Source organism: Arcobacter roscoffensis, from assembly GCF_024267655.1.
Taxonomy (GTDB): domain Bacteria; phylum Campylobacterota; class Campylobacteria; order Campylobacterales; family Arcobacteraceae; genus Arcobacter_B; species Arcobacter_B roscoffensis.
The window spans coordinates 1,185,201-1,209,232 of record NZ_CP100595.1 but is presented as its reverse complement, the minus strand read 5'-3'; the positions used below and the strand labels follow the sequence as shown (position 1 = coordinate 1,209,232).

1 protein-coding gene (only partly in view) is annotated in these 24,032 nt (G+C 31.4%); it reads right to left on the bottom strand.

The whole window is internal to an LEPR-XLL domain-containing protein gene (locus tag NJU99_RS05765; RefSeq protein ID WP_254577774.1) on the bottom strand: the coding sequence, 48,576 nt in all, runs 8,846 nt past the left edge and 15,698 nt past the right edge, and what appears here is coding positions 15,699-39,730 (codon 5,233, partial, through codon 13,244, partial); the first complete codon in reading order (the gene reads right to left) occupies positions 24,029-24,031. Both codon boundaries (start and stop) fall beyond the window edges.

Genomic DNA, 24,032 nt, shown 5'->3' with positions numbered 1-24,032 from the left:
TTGTTTGTTCAGCATTATAAGCTAAAGTAGTTACATTTGTAGCACCTGCTTTTGAACCTGCTTTTTCACTTTTTACTACTTCTACACTATCCATAGCCGTTACAAAGATTTCATCTCTATTTGCACTATACATAGTTAATTTTTCAGCATCAACTAATACAGTTAATGCAATTTTTTCTAGAAGTTCTCTTTTTGCTTGTTCTTCTTGTGTTTCAATACCAACAAATGGATCATCTATACTTCTACCACCAATATTTTCTTTAGCTTCTAAAGTTATCTTTCCTTCAGTTGTTTGAATATAAGCACCTACAATACCTTTAAGAACTGTTCCATTTGCAAAATATTGTTGTTCTTCATAAGGTGTAGCATTTGCAACAACTATTTCACCTGTGTTTTTATCAATATCAAATTTGAAGTTTTTAAACACCCAAACAAGGTCTTTATTGAAGTCATAATTATCATTTGCTGGATTATTTTCCATAACCCAATCTAAAGATGTAATATCATTTAAAATAGCTCCATTATTTGCAGCTATTAAAATATCACCTAAACCATTTACAAAAATGTCTTCTTTAAGTGTCACATCTCCTTGCTCCGTTGTAATACTTACACTTCCACCTGTTGTATTAATATCAGCATTTAATGTAAAGAAATTAGTTGTATCATTTCCTCCTGCGTATAAAGTTATATCTCCACTTGTAGAACTAATTCCATCTTTTTGTACAGTAATAGAACCATCAACAGTTTCTAAAGTAATTACACCTGAACCATCTTGAGTAATCTTACTGATTTCAATATCATCTAATTCAGAGATTAAAACATCTCCTGTTGTACTATTTGTTAAGATTAACTCTTTTACATTAGTTTCGATAGCTTCAAATTCTCCACCACCAATACCATCAGCAGCGTTAATTTCAACAGTTTCATTTACAGCAATAATATCAATAGTACTATCTTCACTATCATAAACATAACCACCACTATTTACAACAATAGCTGCTTGAGAACCGCCATCATCACTAAACTGACTTTGAAGTTTACCTATACTCATATCAGAGCCAGAAGTTAATGATAAAATTCCACTACCACTATTAAATACAGTTTCTGCATTCATTTCAAGAACACCACTACCACTGTTAAGACTTACATTTCCAGCTGTATTTGTAATATCACCTTGTCCACTAAAGCTCATACCACTTGAAGCGATTAGACTAATAGCACCATTTTCACTCTCAATTGAATTATTAAGAGTTAATGTTCCAACATTCATACTAATAACAGCATCATTAGTAGCTTCAATATTATCATTGTATACAACACTTCCACCAGCTGTAAGTGTTAAGTTCGAGTCTGTACTATTTTGTTCTAATCTATTTACAGTTACATCATCAGTTTCATTTATAGTAACCTCACCATTAGCTTCAATATCTAAAGTATCTGCTTCTAGTGTTAAATCAACACTTCCACCTGAACTTATTGTAACGTTAGCAGAATCAGTTAAACCAGTAACAATTACAGAACCTGTTGCAGTAATATTAATATCTCCAATTGAAGCATCACTTGTAAAGTTAAGTGTAATATCTCCATCAATAACAATATCTAAATCTCCACCATTCATATCTAAGCTAGAAACTGTTAAATTACCTATTTGCTCAATAGTTACATCTCCACTTCCTACTACATCTAAAACTAATGTATCTACTTTACTAATAACTGAGAAGTCATCTTGAACAGTAACATCTAAAGTACCAGCAGTAATTGTTCCTCCAAGAGTAATTCCACCAGTTGAAGCATCTAAAGTAACTTTTTTATCTGCATCTACAGTTAAATCTGAAACAATTACTAAATCTTCACCAGCAGTAAAGGCTAAATCATTTTTTCCATCACTACTAAATTTAGCAACAGTTAATGTTTCATTAGTTGTAATATCCACAGTTGTTGTTACAACTTCTGGAATAATTAATACTTTATCTCCTGTATATGTTTTTGCCGTATAACCTGCTGTATCTTTTTCAATTGTTGTAGCATCAACACTAACTCCATTTGGTTGAGTATTAGCAATCTCTATATCTACAAGAGATGTTCCTCTATTGTTAGTATTTCCTGCTCCACTTAAACTAACATATGAAGTTGAAAGGTTTTTAATAAATACTTGAGAACCAAATACATCAACAGCTTGTTGTTCTTTATTAAAGATCGCTAAATCTTCAGCATCTGATGGAGTAGCTGTCATTGCAATATTTTTAGAGTTATTAATAAGCTCACTTATTATTCCTGCTGAGTTTAATACAATTGAAGTATTTGCTTTCTCTGCACCTGCATTTGCACCTGACTCAACATAATCAACTTTTAAATTACCAGCTGAACTTAAGAAAATATCATTACCACTAAACTGTGATTTATAATCTTCACCTGATAAGCCATCAGAAACATTAGATGCAGAAGTTAATCCTGAATCAACATTTGCAATAAAACTTGTATAATCAGTATTCATATTAGAAGCTTCTGTACTAATATTTGTCTGTAACTCAGCTAATTTTGTTGTAACTTTTGCTTCTGTTTTATCAACACCTTCTAAACTTAAAATAGCATATAAAGCTTCTTGCTTTTGAGTAACTATAGAACTATAAGTATCTTCTTTTGCATCATATGCATCTTGTGCTGTATTTACAGCTTCTTGTGCTGTTTCTTTTTCTGCAAGTTTATTATTATATGTTTCACTAGCTGTACTCATAGTATCAAATTTTGCTAAAGTGTTCACTCTTAAATCATCAACTAATGAATATTCACTTGTATTTAAAGTAGTCGCAGCTGTAGATAAAGTACTATTATCTAAAGTTGCAGTAACTCTAGTAATACTTGATGAACTAAGAGAAGGGATATTTCCTAAACTTGAAATATTAGTTCCATCAGCTTCAATTGCAGTTTTATAAGCATCTACTTTAGAATTAAATGTATTTACAGCTGTATAGTAAGTATCTACTTTATCATGGTAAGTTTGAATACTTGTATTATAGTTTTTAGCTGCTGTAATATAATTAGATAATGCTGTTTCGTACTCAGTAACTGCCGCTTTATAATCAGCCAATGCTGTAATTACATTTGTTTGTGCTGTTTCTATATTATCTAATGCTGTATTTATTTGCGTTTCTGTAGCAGATGAAGATAATGCAGTATAGGCAGCTTGTGCTGTTTCTAATGCAGAGATTGCATCAAAGTAATCTACTACCTCACTTACAGATGAATCTGCATTTGCCATTGAAATTTTTGCAGTAGCTGTATCTAAAGCTGTTTTAGCCGATGTAATTGTACTACTATTAATGTTTGAAAGTGCCGTTGTAACTGCACTTAATGCAGTATTTGCAGCAGATAATGCATCATCTGCTGCTGTTTTAGCAGTTCCAACAGCTGAAGCACTTCCAGAATATAATGCTTTTGCATCTGTATAATAAGTTTCTGTATCAGCTTTATATGTATCTATATTTAAATCATATGAATCTATATTAGTTTTATATGTATTTAAAGATGATGTATCATAAGCACTTAAGGCATTCTCAAAATTAGTATTTGCAGTTTTATAAGCTGCAAAATCTGTATCATATGTTGAAACTTTAGTACTGTAAGATGCTGGTATAGTATAAGAACTTGCATTTGAAATTAACGTTGAATAACTACCATCTCCTAAATTTAACGCAGATAATAAACTATCTGCAACATTAGAGAATAAAGCTTTTCTATCTAATATCTTATCTTTTTCAATATGAATATCTCTTAACGATGTATTATTTTCATCTGCTTCCCAATTTGTTAATGCAATATTTACTTCATCCTGTGCATTTTGTTTTTCTAAATCAAATTCTGTTTTTACAAGTTTTAAAGCTTGTAAATCAGTTAATCCGTACTCTGATTTATAGTAAGTAACTCTATCATTAATAATATTAGTAATTACTGCTGTTTGTAATTCTTCTGCTGAATTAAAGTCAGCTAGAGCATTATTATAAGCTGTTTCTAATGGAGTAAGTTCACCCTCTATTGTTGTTAAATTAGATTTGGCAGTATCTAATGTACTTTTCTCAGTACTACTTGTTTGGAAACTAGATAAATCAGATTTTGCTGTATCTAATTCTGTTTTAGCTGCATTTGCTTCGTTGTATAATGTTATAGCCTCTTTTAAAACAGATATTCCTTCATAAAGATCAACTGCACTTGTAATTAATTTACCTATTTGTGCTATTTCAAGAGCTTTTTCCATTGCTGTTTCATAATTTGCACTTGAGTATGCTGTAGTGTATGCTGTTTTTAAAGCAGATAATGCAGTATCATCAATTTGTGAAATTCTTGAAGCATTAATAGCACTTGCATCTCCTGAATCTACAGCTGTAATTGCACTATAAACATCTAAATTACCACCTGCAGTAATATCTATTTTTCCATTATTAGCATAAACATTTTTAACTACTAAATTATCAGCCTCATTTATTATGATACTTCCTACATTAGAAGATACTGCATCTACTGTTTTAACTAAAGTATTTAGTAACATTCCACCTTTTGCAACAGCGATTAAGTCTGTAGCAATAAATACCGAACTGTCATCACTACTAATATCATCAGCTTCAAGTCTTAAAATATCTTGTGCACTTACAATACCACCTTGAACAGTTAAACTATTACTTATATCATTTGGTAATAGTGTATCTTTTACAATAATATCAATATTTCTAGCACTGTCAAATCCAGTAAGTCCACCAACAAATCCAGTTAATGTAAAGTTATCATCAAATTGAATAAAGATATCATTTAAAGCTCTAATTTCAAAATTAATTGCTTCAATACCTGCTGTATTAATATTTACAAAACCTGATGGTGTTTCTTTTATTGTTCCAGAAACATTCGCAACACCTGAACCTGATGAATCAACAATAGACTTAATAGTATTTTCACCTGTAGCTTTAATATATACTTCACTAATATTTAAGTCTTTAGCTAAGATATCACCTGAAATATTAATATTTTGTTTAGAAACTAACTCTAATCTATCTTTAGCTGTAATTGTTCCATCAATAGAAATTGTTACACCTGAATTTAAAATTACAGTATCTGATTCAATATTTTCTGGTACTAATGTTGATTTATTAAAGTCTGCTGATTCTGGATCACTTACTGTTCCAAACTCAAAATGATCACCTGCTTTATAAATAATAAACTCAGGAGCATTAAAGAATCTATATAAATCAATAGTATCAAATGCTGTGAAACTTACACCTTCTGTGTAAACTAAGCTGTCTGTTGAAGTATCGTTTTCCACATATGATTCTGGAGTTTCAACACTAATGCTTCCTTCAGTACTTTCAAGAATAATACTTGCACCTTTGATTAGAGAATCTGCTCTTACTAATAAGTCATTTTGAGATGTAATATCTACAATAGTATCTGTTGTTGCAGTAATTGAAATATTTCCAATTTCAAGACCTTTTGTAGTATCAGCAACTCTATCTACTTCTGTTAAAATCACATTACCTGACGTAGTAGTAATATTTGTAATTTTATTTAGTGTTGTTTCAAGTTCAATTACTCCAGTTACAGCAGTAAAATCAATTGTATCAGCAATAATATCTGCTTCATCATCACCAAAGCTTTCTTTAATGATACCACCAGAATTTAATACAATATCTCCACTAATATTATTAACTACTTGTTCTGATTCATCATTTCCAAACCAAACTTTTTGGATTAAAATATCACTATTTGCATTTATAGTAATTAAATTATCAGTTTTTACTGCATCTGAAATCTTACTTCCATCTATGTCAAATATTGCTTCAGTTTCGACATTTGTATCTGTTTTAACATTTACACTTCCAAGTTCAACAATCGCATCACTATTTACTAAAATATTACCATTTGATAAACTTACATCTTTTAATAGCAATTTATCTTTTACTGATTGATTAACTGTTAAATTACCTTTTGCATTTACATTTGCAGATAAACTATTAGCCTTTGTATCTATAACAATATTTCCAACTGAAGTTAAAATAACTTCATCGGCATTTACAAAAATATTATCTACTGCACTATCATCAAGATTAGTTGATTTTAAGATAGCTGCACTTGCATTTACAGAAAAATCACCTCTCGTTCCTAATGAAATAGAACCTAAATATACATTACCACCTTCAGTTCTTGTTGAAACTAATTCTAAATTACTATCAGATTGAGAAGATAAGTAATCACTTTCAACACCATCAGAATTTTTATATGTATAGATAGTAAAACTATTAGCTGTAACCGTCATATCATTTACATCACTAACACCTAATGTACTAGCTTTTAGAATTTCAATATCACCTGTTGCAGTTATATCAATAGAACCATTTTTAGCTTCTACATCAATAATCTCAAGATCCTTATCGTTAATAAGAGAGATATTACCTTTATCATTTAAGCTTAAATCTACACTATTTACACTTGCATTTGCAAAACTTATTTTTGTTTCAGCATCTGCTGTTAATAAATCAGTACTTATTGCACCAATACTTTGATTTACTTGACCTGCTTGAACATTCATAGTAATTGAATTCGTAGCATTTATTTTTGAACCAACAAAATTAACATTTCCACCAAATGTACCTGTTGAAATAGAGATATTTTTAGCATCTAATTCAAGTTCATAATCTCCAGTAATTCCACCATCATTTACACTATTTACAGTGTCATCACCTGCACTTAATGTTAATTGATTAGAAGCAGTTATTGTTCCACTTAAAACCATATCTGAACCAGATTTTAAAGTTACATTTGTAGATTCAATTTCAATTTGACCTTTTGTATAGCCTGAAATTGTATCATTTACATCCATTGCTGCATGTTCATTTGCTATGGCCTCAGAACCTAGGATTAAACTATTTTTAGCTTCAATAACAACGCTATTTGTACCTATAATTTTTGCTGAGTCACTAATAGATATAGTATCATCAGAAACAAGTCTTATAGAGTTATCAGCATCAAGTTTTGAAATAGTTTCATTTGTATCACCATCAGCCATTTTACCTTTGATATCAATAGAATTTTTTGCATAAATATCAATCGTATCAATACCATAAATATTACCAAAGATATTAGTATCTGATTTAGTTTTAATAAATAGATTATCAGCAAATAAACTATCACTATAGTCTCCACCAAGACCAACACCTTCTTCATATCTAGTCTCAGTTACAACTTCTTCTTGAGTTCCCATAATTGCTTGAGTTTCGTAAACTGTTTGAGTTTCCCAATCAATATGCTCTTTTTGTACATTTTTAGTTTCATATATAGGTCTAAAGTCATAAACTGTTTGACTTTGTGTTGCCATTTGATAATTTAGTTTGATTCGCGTGTCATACATATCATGGTATTTTGAAGTCCACTCATAAGTATAATCATACTGGTCTTGTTTTACATTTACCCAAATTCTATCTCTACCTACAAGTTCAACTAATGCACCATCTTCATCAGCACCCCAAATTGGTAAGTCACCTTTAGAAGAGTTATTATTACCACTCCATTCACTATTTGATAAATAATCTAACCTAAAATCAACTTCATCATAAGCATTTGCTATCGTATTTAATTCAGAATAGCTATTAATAAAGTTTCCATAACCAACATTTCTCCAGTGTTTCTCCCAAGGTCCACCATCATCATCATTTGCCCAGTCAATTATTCTATCTTTATACGTGTCATTAGTTTCATAAGCATAAGTATTTGAACCTAATGCTTTATAAGAGAAATTCTTATATGTATTATTAAAGTCATATCCACTCTTAATACCTCCATCTCCACCAGTGTGTTTAGAACCATCATCATCATCAATAATTAATAAGAAAATTGTATCCCATGAATCCCAATATGCGAACTTACCTACTACAACATTATATTGTGTTTTACTAGTCACATATTCTAATGACTGAGTATTACCATTTGTTTTATCTAATGCACTTATATAATCAGCATAAGAAACTATATTTTGACTATCTCTTTTACCTGTGTTCCAAGAGTCTGTACCTTCTGCACTTGCATTACTTCCACTCCAAGACCAATAAGGGTCATAATTTATATTTTCAACACCTTCGTAAGCAAAGTTATAGAAAATAGCATCATTATCTTTTATATCAAAATATCTAGTACCTGTATTATCTATATAATCAGCTGTCCATTTAGCACCTGATGTCGTATAACCAGTATCCCAAGCATTTAGACCAGAATCATTATCAGTTATAGTTGCATCAATTCCATTCCATTTACTATGAGAGAAAGTATCACTTGCTCCTGTATGTCCATTTGTTGTTTTTAAACTATTTGTTGTTTCATCAAAAGTTGATGATGTTTGATCATAATAAACATTTGATTCATCTTTATATTTACCTACCCATTCACCAATAGATACACTTCCACCACTAGTATCATAGAAGCCTTTTGTATATCCATATTTTGCAGCTACTGCTTCTTGCTGAGCAGAAGATAACTTATCAAAGTCTTTATAATCAATTACAGCACTAAAACCAAGTCTAGTTGCTTCTTGCTTTTGAATTGAATATGTATCGAACTCATCAAGTGAGATTTCTTTTAACATAAAGCCTACAGACTCTAAAGTTGCAATCTTTTCAGCTTTAGTAAATTTAGCTAATGTTTCACCATCAATTGTTACACTTCCTTCAAATCTATCCCAATTAATATCTAATCCACCATCAGCAACAAGTCCACCATTAACATCTGTTAAAGAAATAGTCTCTGTTGTATCAGAAACTAATACAAATTTATCATTTGTTGTATCTAAATAATATAACTTTTCAGTATCAGCGTTAAAGAAGTACTCTCCGTCAGGTGCTTCTGTTAAAACTGTACTTCCATCTTTAAATAATACAGGTGTGCTTGCACCAAATTTTTCCCATTCAGTAAAATTACTATAAACAGATTTTGCAATTGTTTCATAGTAGTAATCTCCACTTATTAAAGTAGAACCTGTATGATTATTGTCAGACTTATAGAAATAATCAACTGAAGCTGCTAACTCACTTGCTGTTTTCCATGTATAAGTTTGATTTGCTTCTGAACCGCTATGGAAATCTGTATTCGTATCATTACCTGAAAGATATCTTGCCTCACCTTGTGATACAACTCTTAAGATATCTTCATGCGCACCTTCTGGCATTACTATAAGCTTATCTCTAAGTCCTGCAACATCAATTGCGTAAACTTGTTCATCATTTGAAGCCCAATCAGGAGTAACTATTTGTGTACTTGCTGTACCATTTACAACTTGATTTTTAAGAACCTTATCACTTTTAACTACATCTGTATCAGGATCTGTTGCACTATAACCAAAGCTATATAAAGTCTTATACCCTAAATAGTTTAAAACTGCTTGTTTCTGTGCATCATTTAATTGAGTAAATGATTTATATTTTGCTAAATAGTCTGACTTATCGTAATCATCATAATTATATACAACAGTTTCTGCTGTTCTACTTGGCATTGCTTCATTTCCAGCATTAGCCCAATTAACATCTTTGTTGTTATAATCAAGACCTTCAATAAGAACTTCTTTAAACTTTTCACTCTCTTCTGCATTTGGATTATAATAACCAATTTGAGTTAGCTCAATATCCATAGTATAGTAATAGTTACCAACAGGTACTTCTTTTGTTCCTGTTTGCTCAGTTACTTCTGTTGAAACCCAAGTGATTTTAGGAACTTCTATTTGACCAATTGCTACTTCTTGGTATCCAGTTACATACTCTACATCTTTTGTATAACTATAAATATAAGGAATAAGAATTGTTGCAGGACCTCCATCTAAAGAAGTATCTGCATTTAATGTTACATCTCCTCCTGCAAACATTTCAATATCTTCTACTGCATTTACAATACCTTGATTACTAATAGTAATTGTTCCGTCTTTTAAATCATCAAGTGTTATTTCTATATCAGGTGTAGCATCGCTTGCTGTTCCTGCTTCAATTTCACTCATTGTGTACTCTTCTAAATCAATACCAGATAGTAAACTAATATCATTAGCACTGATATATCCTTTTACAAGTACACTATTTTGTGCTGAAATATATAAGTTTTCTGGTGTTGCTGTATCATTTCCTAATACACTAGATTTTGATAAAACAATTGTACTTCCATCATCTTGAACAACAGTAACTCTATCTTTTGATGTATCTAAATCTGCTACACCATCGTCATTGTTGTCTCCCATGTAATCATTATCATCACCATCATCACTTCTTGAACCTACAAAACCATCAACTCTAATATCATTAGCTTTAATATGCATCAAATCTTTTGCTTTTACAATACCACCTTGGTCTGGGTCAATTGCAGAACTGATAAATACTGTTTTAACAGCTTCTAACTCAACTCTACTTATATCACTTCTTGCAGAAACTAAAGAGTTTTGAAGAACATTAATATTTTTAGCGTAAACATCTATTAAATCTTTTGCATCAACTCTTGCATAGTTATATTCAACACCTTCATAAGTACTTCCATCACTTAAAGTAGTTGAGTAAGTATTTGCTTGACCTTGAACAGTAATATCAGATGAAAGAGTTGTTAAAGTTACGGATTTAGTTACAGCATTTGCATTTGCATCAAGCTCACCAACTACACCTTTGATAATAATATCATCATCAGAAGAGATATCTATAGTTCCATTATCACCTGTTTTTATAATACCACCACTTAAGTAGTCTTTATTAGTAATTAAACCACTAGTAGTGTCATATTCATAATCAGTAAATAATAGCTTTTCTACAAATACACCTGAACCACTAGCACCACTACCACCTTCTATAACGATACTATCATCAGCATTAATCATACTATTTACATAGATTAAGTCTTCACTTTTTAAAGTTATATCAGCACCATCATCTAGTGCACTAATAATACCTTCAACATTTATCATTCCCTCAGAGAAAATATAAATACTTCCATCTGTAGTATCTGCAAATGCTCCATCTACGGTAGAGTCAACTCTTACTGTACTTGAATTAATAATACTAACACCAGATCCATTATCATTTGAACCTGTTTTAATTGTAATATCATTGGCAGCTTCAATAACACCACCTCTTTGAGTTGTTCCAGATATAAGTTGATTTTCATCAAATGTCATACCATTTCCACCAACAGTTAATAACTCATCAACTTTGATAGTAATCACACCACCTTGTTTAGTTAAAGAAGTAGAATTTGTATCTTCATCAAATGTAGCTCCAGCTCTAATAGAACCAGCAACTGTTAAGTTCTTAGCAGTTACTTTTACTTCACTATTCTCTCCACTTGTCATAATATGAGCATCATTTGCAAGAACTATATCTCCTGCTGCTTTCATATCAACATATTTATCAGCATAGATTACAACTGCACCGTTTGCTTCTTCACCAACAACTGGATTGATAGTACCTAAGTAAATATCTCTTTGAGAATAAAGTTTTAGATGTTGATCAGTATTATCAATACCCATTCTTGTACCTTCAAGAACGATATCTTCACCAGTTTGAATTTTTAAAGAGCCATCAAGTTCTAATGTTCCACTTAAGTTAACACCCTTATCTGCTACAAAAGATACTTCATCATCATATAAAGACTCAGTTACTCTTGAACTTTTAATAACACCATCAACAGAAATATCTCCACCAGCTTTAAAGTTAATTTGAGCGCCTGTCTCAATCCATCCACTAGTTTTAGCTAATGTAACATCTCCATATACTGATACAATTTGAATTGAATCTAAGTTAGCATTTACATTACCATCTTTATCTTTTCCAAGAACACTATCTATTACTACATCATTGTATCCAGCGAAAATAATTGAACCATTTGCATCTAATGTATTTATAGAACTTGTTCCATAAGTTTGAATACTTGTAGTACCTTCTTTTTGCTCACTTCCTGCATAAATGATGATATTTTGTTGAGCAGTTAAACTTCCTTTTATATCTAAAGTATCAGATGAGTGAATTATAATATTCGCTCCATCACCTAAAGCTTTTAAATCCCCTAATAAAGTACCATTATCTCCTGGATTAAGCTCAATATCACCTTTATGTGTTTCAATAGTTCCACCAACACCAAAGTAGAAGTTTTGATTTCCACCATCTGTTGGTTCATTTCCACTGTAGAAATTCACAGCATCATGACCAGCTACATAATTAGATAGATAAATAGAACCATTAATAGCTCCTTCTTTACCTAGATTAACTACACTTCCTTTTTGTGTTGCATCAATTGAGATAGAACCTTTAGAGTTTCTATTTTCATTAAGATTAAATCCAAGAAGTTTTGCGCTTGATGAAGATGCCATTAATACAAAGGCATAATCACTAGTTAACATGATTTTACCATCAGTAAGTCTTGCTGTAATATCAGCAAAACCAACTGCATCTAATGCATTTTGAATATCTGTAATTAAATCACCTAAACCATTATTTGATGAAGTGTCTGCTGCTGAAATAACAACATCTTTAGTGATTTTTTCAACTCCATTATCAAACTCTATTTTTAAAGTAACATCTTCACTTAATTTTCCATAAGCAGATTCTGCAAATTTATCAGCTGTAATTTCTTCGTTCCAAACACTAGCAAGAACTGCTAAGTCACCACTTGAACTTAAGTTGATTTCTGAGTCTTCAGAAAGTGTTGTTAAGTGAACATTTGCTCCAATTACAATACCTTGGTCTTGTCTATTAAAGTAGTAACCTTCTTCACCAAGAACAGTATCATCTGCTCTATCACTACCTGCACCACCTCTCACATCAATTAAACTACCTGCTGTTAAATCTCTACCTAATGTAATTTGTTTATCAGAAGAAATATATATTTTAGAAGTATTATCATCTTTTAACTCAACTTCACTTCCAAGGTATTTACCCTCTGAGTCTCTATAGTCAACTAACTCACCACCAGCAATAATAAGTCCAGTTAAAACAGCATCACCAGATGAACTTAAATCAATAACACTATTAGTATCATAAGTAATTAGTTTTGCACTTCCTGGTAAATAAATACCAATGCCATCACTAGAAATACCTGCATTTATTGTAATTCCTGATTTAGCTCTAATAACACCACCAATTTCAACAGCTTCATTATTAATATCTAACACTTCACCTGCAATTGAAACTTTTCCTAAACTTGTAATTGAAACGTAAGAATTTTCTTCATTCCAATTAAATGTTTCAGACTGAAGGTTTCCACTTTCATCAAATGTTTGAGTAACAAATCCACCTGAAAGAATCATACCTATTGCTTCAATATCATCAACTGTATTAATATTAATGTTTCCACCACTTAAATCTGATGTAATACCCGCAACAGTTAATCCAGAAGATGAAGTTAAAATAAGAGATTTATTATCATCTTCACTATTTGTTTCTTGTGTTGTTGTAATATTAATTGCCTTACTTGCAGCAATTGCAGTATCGATATATACCTGTTCACCAGCTAAAATATTTACAACTGAATCACCTTCATTATAAGTAACACCTGTACTTCCAATAGCACCACCTGCAACAACTCTTCCATAAATATCAACATCTTTACCACCAGAAAGAGTAATTGTAGTTGCTGCATCTTTTGAATTTAATGTTGATGTAGCATGAATATAAAGAGATGTATCTTTTGCACTATCTTCAACTGTTACTTTATCATCTAAATCAATACCACCAAGTAAAGTAATATCACCTGTAACATCAGCTTCACCTTCCCAGTAAACCCAACTATCTGATTGAACTGTTAATGTAGAATTTTCTCCGTAAAGATTAATATTACCTCTGATTACAGTATCATTATTACTAGAAATTACTAAGTCTTTATTATCTTCAAGTACAGTAATTGTACCTGTTAATAAGAATCCATAACCTCTTTGTCCTACTAACTCATGTGGATCTTGGATTTGAATCTCTTCAAATTCACCATTTCCATCAGTATCAGTTGCATATAACATATATTGAGTATTATTAGTTTCATCAGTAACAAGCCATCTATTAGCACTATTTCCTAAGTTGTAATCACTATTATTATAATCAATACCTTCTATAAAACTTTGAACAATGTATTTATCTTCACTAGAAGCATTCACATTATAATATTGAGGAGCAGAATACTCCTTATAACCTAGTGAACTTAAAATTGCACTTTGTTGTTCTCCACTCATTTCATCAAATGTAATATCTGAAGAAGGTATTTCTACATCACTCCAAGAAACTTTAGAGTTTTCATAATCAATACCTTCAACTAGTGTTAGAGTATATTTATTTAAATCTACATTATAATATGTTACTCCACTATATAATTTATACTCTAAAAATTCTAATACTTTTGTTTGTTGATCTTTTGATAAAACTTCAAAAATAGCATCTTTTGCAGGTGCTTTTTCATTACCATTTTCATCAGTATCCCAAGTAATATCTTCAATTGTATAATCAACTCCCTCAGTAAATGAAGTAGCAAAAGTAGGTGTACCTTCAGTAGTGCTAATATAAATTTTTCCTGTAAATTCAGAATAACCTAACTCTTCTAAAACAATATTTTTCTGAGCAATTGATAATTGTTCAAAAGTAGTTCCTTCATCTGGAGTTTCTACACCACCAAAATCAATTTGAGAGAACATATAATTTGCTTGACTTCCAGTTTCTCTTGATTCTTGGAATTTTAAAGAATCATTTGCTTCAAGATTATAATATGTTCCTGTTTCATAAACATCAAACCCTAAAGAATGAGCAAGAACTTTTTGTTGTTCTAAACTTAATGATGAGAAGTTACCTGTAGGCGTTGATGAACTTTCTCCCCAATATACATATTCATTTTTGTAATCAGCCCATGTACCTTGAGTAAATTCTTCAACTATTTTTTTACCTGCTTGTGCATCATAGTTAAAGTATTTAGGATCTCTTTGTTTTGTATATTCAACACTAGATAATTCAAAGTCTAAAGCATTTGCAATTACTTGTTTTTGCTCAGATGTATAGTTTTCAAAGAATGTATCCTCATCAGGCTGTTCAACTCCTAACTCAGACCAGTCAACTCTTACATTTCTATAATCTACATATTCTCTTTTTTCTTTATAGATTGGGTCACTTGCATTACCTTCACTATCTTTGTTATACCCAGTAATTACATTAAATATAGCTGTAGGAGTATTTTCAATTACTTCTTGTTCATAACCAAGAGTATTAGCAACTCTTTCTTGCTGTTCATATGTTAAATCACTAAATGAAGCATTTGTAGCTGGAGTTCCTACCCCTGTCCAATCAATTAAAGAATTATCATAATCAACAATATCACCTTCAAAGAATGAAGTTTTAAGCTCACCTGTTTCTGGGTTATAGAAAATAGTATTTGTTGCTTTTGTATATCCCATTTCAATTAATTGAGAACTAGTGTATATATTTCCTGAAATAAACTCTGTTATAACAGGATTATTACTATTTGGATTGAAATAGAATGTTTTATCTTCACCTTCAATATCAACTAAAGTATACCCTAAATCAGCAATAATCATTTTTTGAGTAGCTTCATCTAAATCTGCAAAAGTCTTATAATTTTCTATTGCTGTAATAGTTAAGTTATCACTTATAATTAAATTTTCACTTGCAAATAATTCTAGAATTGCTGAATCTAATGATTTATCTTGTGCATTTAATTTTTCTAAAATAGCTTCCGTTATAGATGTTGAAGCAATTTTTTCTCCAGGGATTGTGTCGAAGTAATCTTCATAATCACTAAATGAGCCACCACCTACTAAATTCATTGCACCATTTGCTGTAATAGAACCAGCTAATAACATCTCACCACTTGTTGTTAAATTCATTGAAGTATTGATACCAGTTGCAATTGCTATTGGAGTTGATTCAACATACTCAAACTTAGCACCAGCAGTTACAGCACCTCCACTATTTATATGTAAATAATCTTCACCTGTAAGGTTAATAGAAGAGTTATCTGCTCTTGCTGCAACAACTGCACCTTCAAGTATAGTAAGCCCTGAAGCACTTGTCATATTTATTATAGAATCTGTACCAAACACCTCGATTGCAGTTGCACTGTAAATAGATCCTAAAGTATCAATATTTATAGTTGCATTATCACTTAAAGTAACTATTGCACTACCTTGATCTGCTGTAAATGAATTTGCTTCACTTCCATAACCAACTAAAGTATTTCCATTTACTGTATTTAAAATGTCAATATCAATTAAAGTATTAGCTTTAATCCATCCCCCTACTAACATTTGTTCATTTGCAACTATATTAATCTCTTCACCCGTAATACCTGAATCAGGTCCACTTAATGGAGTATTAATATTTGCTTTTTGAACATCAAATAAATCAGATTCAAAATTAATAATAGTTTCTGATTGAACATCACCAACAATATTAATTCTATTTGCAGTAAATTTAACTAAGTCTGTTAATTTAGATCTAAAATCTCTACCAGAAACTACCTTATTCTCAAGGTCACCTATCATCATTAAAGTATCATCTGATTTATGTCCAATATAAATATAAGAAAAACCATCTACAAGAGCATCAAAATCTTTCATAGAGAAGTCTAAATATCCATTTGGTGCACCTAAAGAGAAGTCGTTACCATATCTAGAACCACCAGCTCCACCAAGTCTATAATCTTGATCTAATGATTTTGATACAACATGTAATTCACCTAAAGATTTTACTTTATCTCTACCACTATCAAAGTCAACATCATCTGCTGTTATTGTGATATCATTGCCAGAATTTTCAGTTGAAATAACTCCACTTTGAAGATGCAATAAAGCATCCTTGCTATTTAATGTAATATCAATTACACCATTTATCGTATATAATCCACCATTTACTCTATTATCACGTAGTATGTTTAATGAGTCTGTTTCATTTATAACAATATTTGCATATTCAGAAGTAGTTGCTTTATTTATAATCGTTAAGTTTTCAAGTGTACTATTTAAAGTTCCATAAATTCCATAAGCATCTAAAATTAAACTTCCATTTGGCATATTAAATGTTGTATTTCTAATATCAATAATATCAGATGAAGATTCTAAAATTAAACTTCCACTATTCATATTAACATTTTGATTTGCAATGTCAATTTTTCCTGATGACTTAAGCTCAATTGATGTTTTACTTATAGTATGGTCATCTGTTGTTTCAATAACTGTTAAATCTGAAGTATCTTTAATATAAATATACTCTAAAGAATCATCAAATGTAGTAGTTCTATATCCATAGTTTATAGATTCATTACCTAACTCAAAGATACTATCTGAAGCTACTGTATCAAAAATAATTTTATCAATACCATTACCAGCAATTAGATCTAAACTTCCACCATTTGTAGTTGAGTAAATTGTATCATTTCCACTTCCTGCATTTACTGTATCATCAGCACTTTCAATATAAATAACATCATCTCCACCAGAAGTATTCGCTATATTTTTTCCACTTCCCATGAAAACATATTCTACAACTTCACTTCCATAAAATTCGTCATTTCCACCTTCTCCATAGAAGTAAGCTTTATCAATACTATTTACAAAAGAGTCTCTTCCAGCACCACCATAGAATTTACTTCCACTCTTACCACCAAAAGTTAAGAATTCATCATTTCCTTCTCCACCTTTAAGTTCTAATAATTTTGTAACACTATTATCAATAAAGAATGTATCATTCCCAGAACCACCATCTGCAACGATTTTATTAATACCACTATATTCTTCTTTAAATCCTAATGCTTCAACAACTACTGTACCATCTTTTTTCTCAGTAATTGTATACATTTCATTTGTTACATCTTTATAGTGAGGATCATTAGGGTCTACTTCTCTTTTATCCCATCTATCACCAATATTTAAGTATAAAGTATCTCCACTTTTCGTAGCTAAAATAGGATCTGGAATTCCCCATGTCCATAATACATCACCACTAACACTAATACCAGCAACAGTAGCTGTAGCTCTTAAATATGCAGTTGATGGTGTTAATTCAATCTCTCCACTAAAACCAGCTAATGTAGTATTAATTTCAAATAAACCTAAATCAATATGAACATCTAATGAACCATAAGCAGATGCTGCAAAAATTTTATTTCCTAAAGTAATAGACATACCAGCATTAAGTTGTAATGGTCCAAGACCTATACTAAAGTCAACTCCACCTTTAATCATGAAGTTTCCATCACTTCTAATAAATCCACTAATATTAATATCAACAAAATTAAAGAAGTTTAAGTTTGCCCTATCTATTCTAATCTCAAATACACTATCAACTATACTAACACTTCCAGCAAAATCAACATCAAATGCTAATATTTTAAGTGCCCCATTAAGCTCTAAATTAAATAGCGTATTAGCTTTTACTCCTGCATATTCATTTGAGCTACTTGTGTTTATTTCTAATACAGCACCTGCTTGAATTCCAATAACATCAATTCCAAGTTCAACATCAGTTGCAACTCTCATAGCAAATACTGGACCTTCATCTGTATTTAAAATAGCAATAGCACCTTCAACATTTAAGTTTCCAAGATTCCCTAATTCTAAAGTTAATTGCGCTTCTGCCTCAAAACCTTGCTCATTAATTAGAAGTTCCATAGCACCATACATTGTTACAGTATCAGCAATTACAATTTCTGCACTACCTGCTATAAATAATGAAGTTGGATCTAAATCAAGATTTATAAACTCACCTGTTAGATTACCATCAGCATCTAATTCTAAACCTTTTACTTGTTGAGTTGAAGATGTAGTATTAATTTGGAAAATAAATCCACCTGAAATTGTAAATACTCCAGCATCTATAATCGTTGAACCTCCACCAAATGGATTTCCAACCATTAATGAACCATATAATCCCTCAGTTCCTAATCCTAAAGTTCCAGCTACTCCAATTTCACTTAAACCTTCTATAATTAGTAATGCTCCAATATTCATTTCAGTAAGTAAACTTGAGCCACCATCGTCCATGCTAATTAAGATGTCAAACTCACCTTTTAAATCTACTATATTTAATAAATCTAAATTACCTTTTCCTGATAAAGAAATATAAGCATCAACTGGTTCAGTTTTTCCAGGAGGTGTATTTGAAACCTCTATTGTTTCATAACCTACTGTTTCTTGAAGTTGTGAAGGAACATTATAAGTAAAGTCTTCACCTGTAGTATTCATTAAGAATTGAAGTTCAGCATCTAATCTAAATACTCCATCAATACCAAAACCAGTTCCTAAATCAAATTTACTTATTACACCTTTATCATTAAGTACAAATAATCCTGAAGCATCTGCTTCAATAATTCCACTTGCAATGTTTACTTGTCCATCAAAGAATAGCTCAATTCCACCACTTGCACTAACTTCCATAGATAAAGCAGCTGTAACACTTACAAAATTTGTATTTGAGTTTGGATCATATACTCTCATTGTAGCTGCACCTGAAATACTTAACATTAAGTCATCTAACTCTCCAAAGCTTAATCTTAAGTTTTCATTTACTTCAAGAGCATAATCACCTCTAATACCTGTATCTTCATCTAATTCACCAGATCTAGAGAAATCCACTATTAATAATGGATTGTATGCTTGATTTACAAGGAAACTAAAGCTTTCAGCTTTTAGTTCAACACCTGGAATACCAACTAACTCTATACTTCCAAGACTTGCAACCATACCCATATAAATATTTGCTTTTCCTGCAATATTTAAAGCAGCATCTGCTGCAATATCTCCTGCTTCAGACCCTGTATCTACATTCCAATCAACAATGGCAGTAGTTTGTCTCATAACAGACATACCAAGATTTAAATCTTCAACAGCAATACCCACAACACCAGTTGCTCTTGCACCACCATCTTCATTTGTAATTTGACCGTCATTATTGGCATCAATCCAGTATCCACCTTGTACAGGTTGACCTATATATCCATAAGCTTCTATAATTCCAAAGTTTAAAGTTACAGCTGAACCAACAGCTTCATGTCCTCCTACAACATCTATAAAAGTTACATCTTGAACTTTTTTACTTATAACTACACCTGCACTTACTTGAAGTACACCCATAATTTGAAGTTCTCCATAACCTTTAATTTCAATAACTTCTGTATCAAAATCAAGATAGAAAGCACTTAAACCACTAGACATTTCAAGTCCTCTGTTTAACTCTCCATCTAAGTTTGTATCTTCGCCTTCATCTAAAATACCATTGTTATTAGTATCTTCACCTTTGTATGAAGCTTTATAATCTATATTTGGTAAAGCACCTGCTGCTAATGCTACTGCATATGCAGCGTATGCTGGTCCAGGTAACATTGACTGAGGAACATATAAAGTATTAATATTTACTTGTACATCTTGTAAGTTTGCTTCAACATAATCATCAACACCAATTAATCCAGCATAATCAATTCCAACTTTTAATGAAACAAATTTTGGTACAAAGTTTCCAGCTCCTGGAATTTGAGCTAAACTTGGAGTCATAATAGCAAAGGCAATATCTGCATCTACTAAACTAACTCCCATAGACTCACTATTAGCCCATTTTTCTTCATCACCAACAATCTCACCATCATTATTTAAGTCTTGCCATGGTGCACCACCAACTCCTGCAAATCCATAAAGATTTGTTGCAGCAATTGAAATTCTATCAACATTCATTCTGATTTGATCATCTTCTAAACCATCATCAGTTCCAGTTGCAGCTTTAAAGCCTTGAACTAAAGGAGCTAAATCACCAGTGTTTACAACAACTTGTTCAACATTTGACATAGTAAACTTAAAGCCACCTCTTAAGTAAAGGAACTCAGATACTTGAAGTTGAGCAACTCCAACTTCAACTTCAATAAGATTGTTTTCATAATCTAAATAAACAGGCTCTCCACCAGTATTTATAGCGAATGCATCTTCATTTATTTTTCCATCTAGATTTAAATCTTCACCCTCATCTAGAATACCATTTCCATTTGAATCTTCAGTAAAATCTGCAAATGATTCTTTGAAGTTAATTGAAGCAGGGCCTAAAACTCCACCCCATTTTGGACCATTATTAAATCTAACAGCAATTTCTCTACCTTCTAAAACAACAGTTGCATCTAATAGATCATTTCCATTTGAATCTTCACTTATTGTTTCTAGTACTAAATCACCATTGTCATCATATTTATATGTATTGATTTTTTTATCAATCTTTCCATTACTATTAATATCTTCCCCAAGACCAACTAGACCTATTTTATTAGCAGTGATATTAACAGAATAGAATTTATCTAAGAAGTCTTTTAATATTGGTGTTTGAGTGCTAAATATACCCATACCAAAATCAAGATCATCAATTACAACTCCAGTAGCTCCTGCATTGTAATAGAAGTCATTATATTTATTTCCATCACCATCACTATCAACTGTCCAATCAAAGTCTTGTTTATATGGTCCACCAATACCTACAAAGGCTTGAATATTTGAAGCACCAATTGTCATAGTAGATACTTCTACTCCACTTAAGATTGAGTAATCTTCATTTATTCCAAGACCACCTACACCTAAGACATCATCAATAATACCGTTAATTCCTGGAATTAATCCAGCAGCAGCACCAATATCACCAAGTCCTGTATTTATTGAAACTTCTTCAATTGGCCCTTTTTCAAATGCAAATGAACCTTGAAGATATAAGAACTCATCAATTCTTAATAAAGCTTGACCAATTTCTACGGCCATTCTATCTTGACCATCATAGTCTAAAGTTAAAAACGATTCTCCACCAGTTGGTAATTTAAATCCTGCATCTTCTGAACTTGAATATGTAGATTCCCAATCGATAACTGATTTTTTCTGTAAATAACCTGTTCCCCAAGTTCCACCTGTATTAACTGCGATATTTATATCTTTTGCAGTTAAGTCTAAGAAATCAAATCCAACTAGTCCAACACTTTCAGCTGTTACTTTTAATGAAGTAAATTGTTTTAAATATTTAAGCTCACCAAGTTTAGTAACTTGACTAAATAAACCTAAACCTACATTAGTATTTTCTATTGCAAATCCCATAGCAGATTCATTTACTTCATCCTCAGAAGTCATTCTTCCATCATTATTTGTATCTTGGAAGTATGGTCCTAGTCCTGCAAACACATTTACGTCATTTCCACCAACTGTTAATGTAGAAACTTTTACATTTTTAATAGTTGAGAAGTCTAATCTATGGAAATTATCAATAGCAAATTCAAGTATTGATTCAGCACTTGTAAAACTATTCATTAAATCTAGTGCATCATCAAGCCCTAAGTCTAATGTTAAAGCATTTAATAATACTGCTTTTAACTCGTTTGGAGCTAAGAATGGTAAGTCAATAAGTTTTAAGTTTGTAGATACATCAACTTCAATATCTGCACCCTTTTGAATAGATAATCCACCCACAATTTGTACAAAATCACCTACAGTAAGCTCTGCATATTCAATATCAATACCATAAGTTTCAATACCTTTTGCATCTAAAACAAATGCAACTTCATCACTAGTAGAAACTCCACCACCTGATGCACCTTCTTTAATTTCAAGATTATTAGTTGAGTAGTCAATTACTCTTCCACTATTAGATTTTGTATTAATTATTACTTCTAAACCTTGAACTTCCATATCAAAGGCACCAGCTGTTTTGAATGTAACTTCCTCAGCCTTTGCTTGAGCAGTAATCCAATAATTACTTGGGTTAAAACTATCTAGAGCAACAGCTAATCCAAACCCTACATCATTAAGTCCAAATCCAAATTCATCGTCAGTTCCCTCATTTACACCAGCAAATGCACTATCAATTTTAGCACCCAGTGTAAGAATATCAACCATACCAGTTGAACCATCATCAAATGTTACAGTTTGGAACTCTTTAACTAAAGCAAATTCATCTTCTTTTTCATAAAGACCAAATAGATTAATATCCATTAGACCTTCAAGTTTCATTACATTTTCTTCAGCCATATCTAAAGATACAACACCAACATTTAAATTTGAAGCTGAATAGTTTACTCCTGAGATATTTGGAGCTGCCATATTTAATGAAATATCAAGATTTTCTACACCAATTTCTAAACCATCAACACCTACAAACTCAGCATTTAATGCAGTAGCTTTTAAAGATGTCCAGTTGTGAGCTGAGTTAGCTCTACTTTCTAACATAGCAAGAGCAAAATTAACACCTGTTAATTCAAAACCAACTTTATAGTCATCAAAGGCTAAACCTGCAAAAGCATTTACATTTGTACCTGATAATGTCATAGCATTTGTACTAAGCTCTGTTCCATCAACTAAAGTTACTTCTTGTACAGACTTTTCAAATGCAAAGTTTCCATTTACAGTGAAAAAGTTAAAGATATTTACATCTAAATCACCTTGAATCTTATACACTTCACCTGTAATAGAAGTATCTAAAGTAATAGTGTCTGAAATTTTAACTTCTTTAGCGCTATAATCAATAGCAACTCCATCCCAAGCAGAATTTATAGTAAGATCAACACTTGTTGCTGCAATATCTACACCATCAATACCACCAAAACTCACTTCATTTGCAGTAGCTTTTCCAGAAATCCAACCTCTAGTTCCATCTGTGTATAAGGCAAATCCAATATCAACATCATCTATTGCAAATCCAACATCACCTATTCCTGCTTTTGCACTAATTCCACTTTTTGCAAATTTATACATAGCTACAGAAGTAGTTGTACCATCTGAAAGTTGAACTGTTTCTAAGTATTGTCTTAAAGTATAGAAAACATCATTTTCATAGAAACCAAATAAACTTAATTTTAAACTACCTTCTATCTGGGCATATGACCCTTCACTTCCATCAATAGAAATAGATACAGTTTGAGACTCATCAAATGGAGATACCACTACTAAACTATTTACACTAGTGTCAACTGCACTTCCATCAAGAGCCGTTTTATTATATTCGATCGTTATATCATTACCTGAAATACCTAATCCATCTACACCT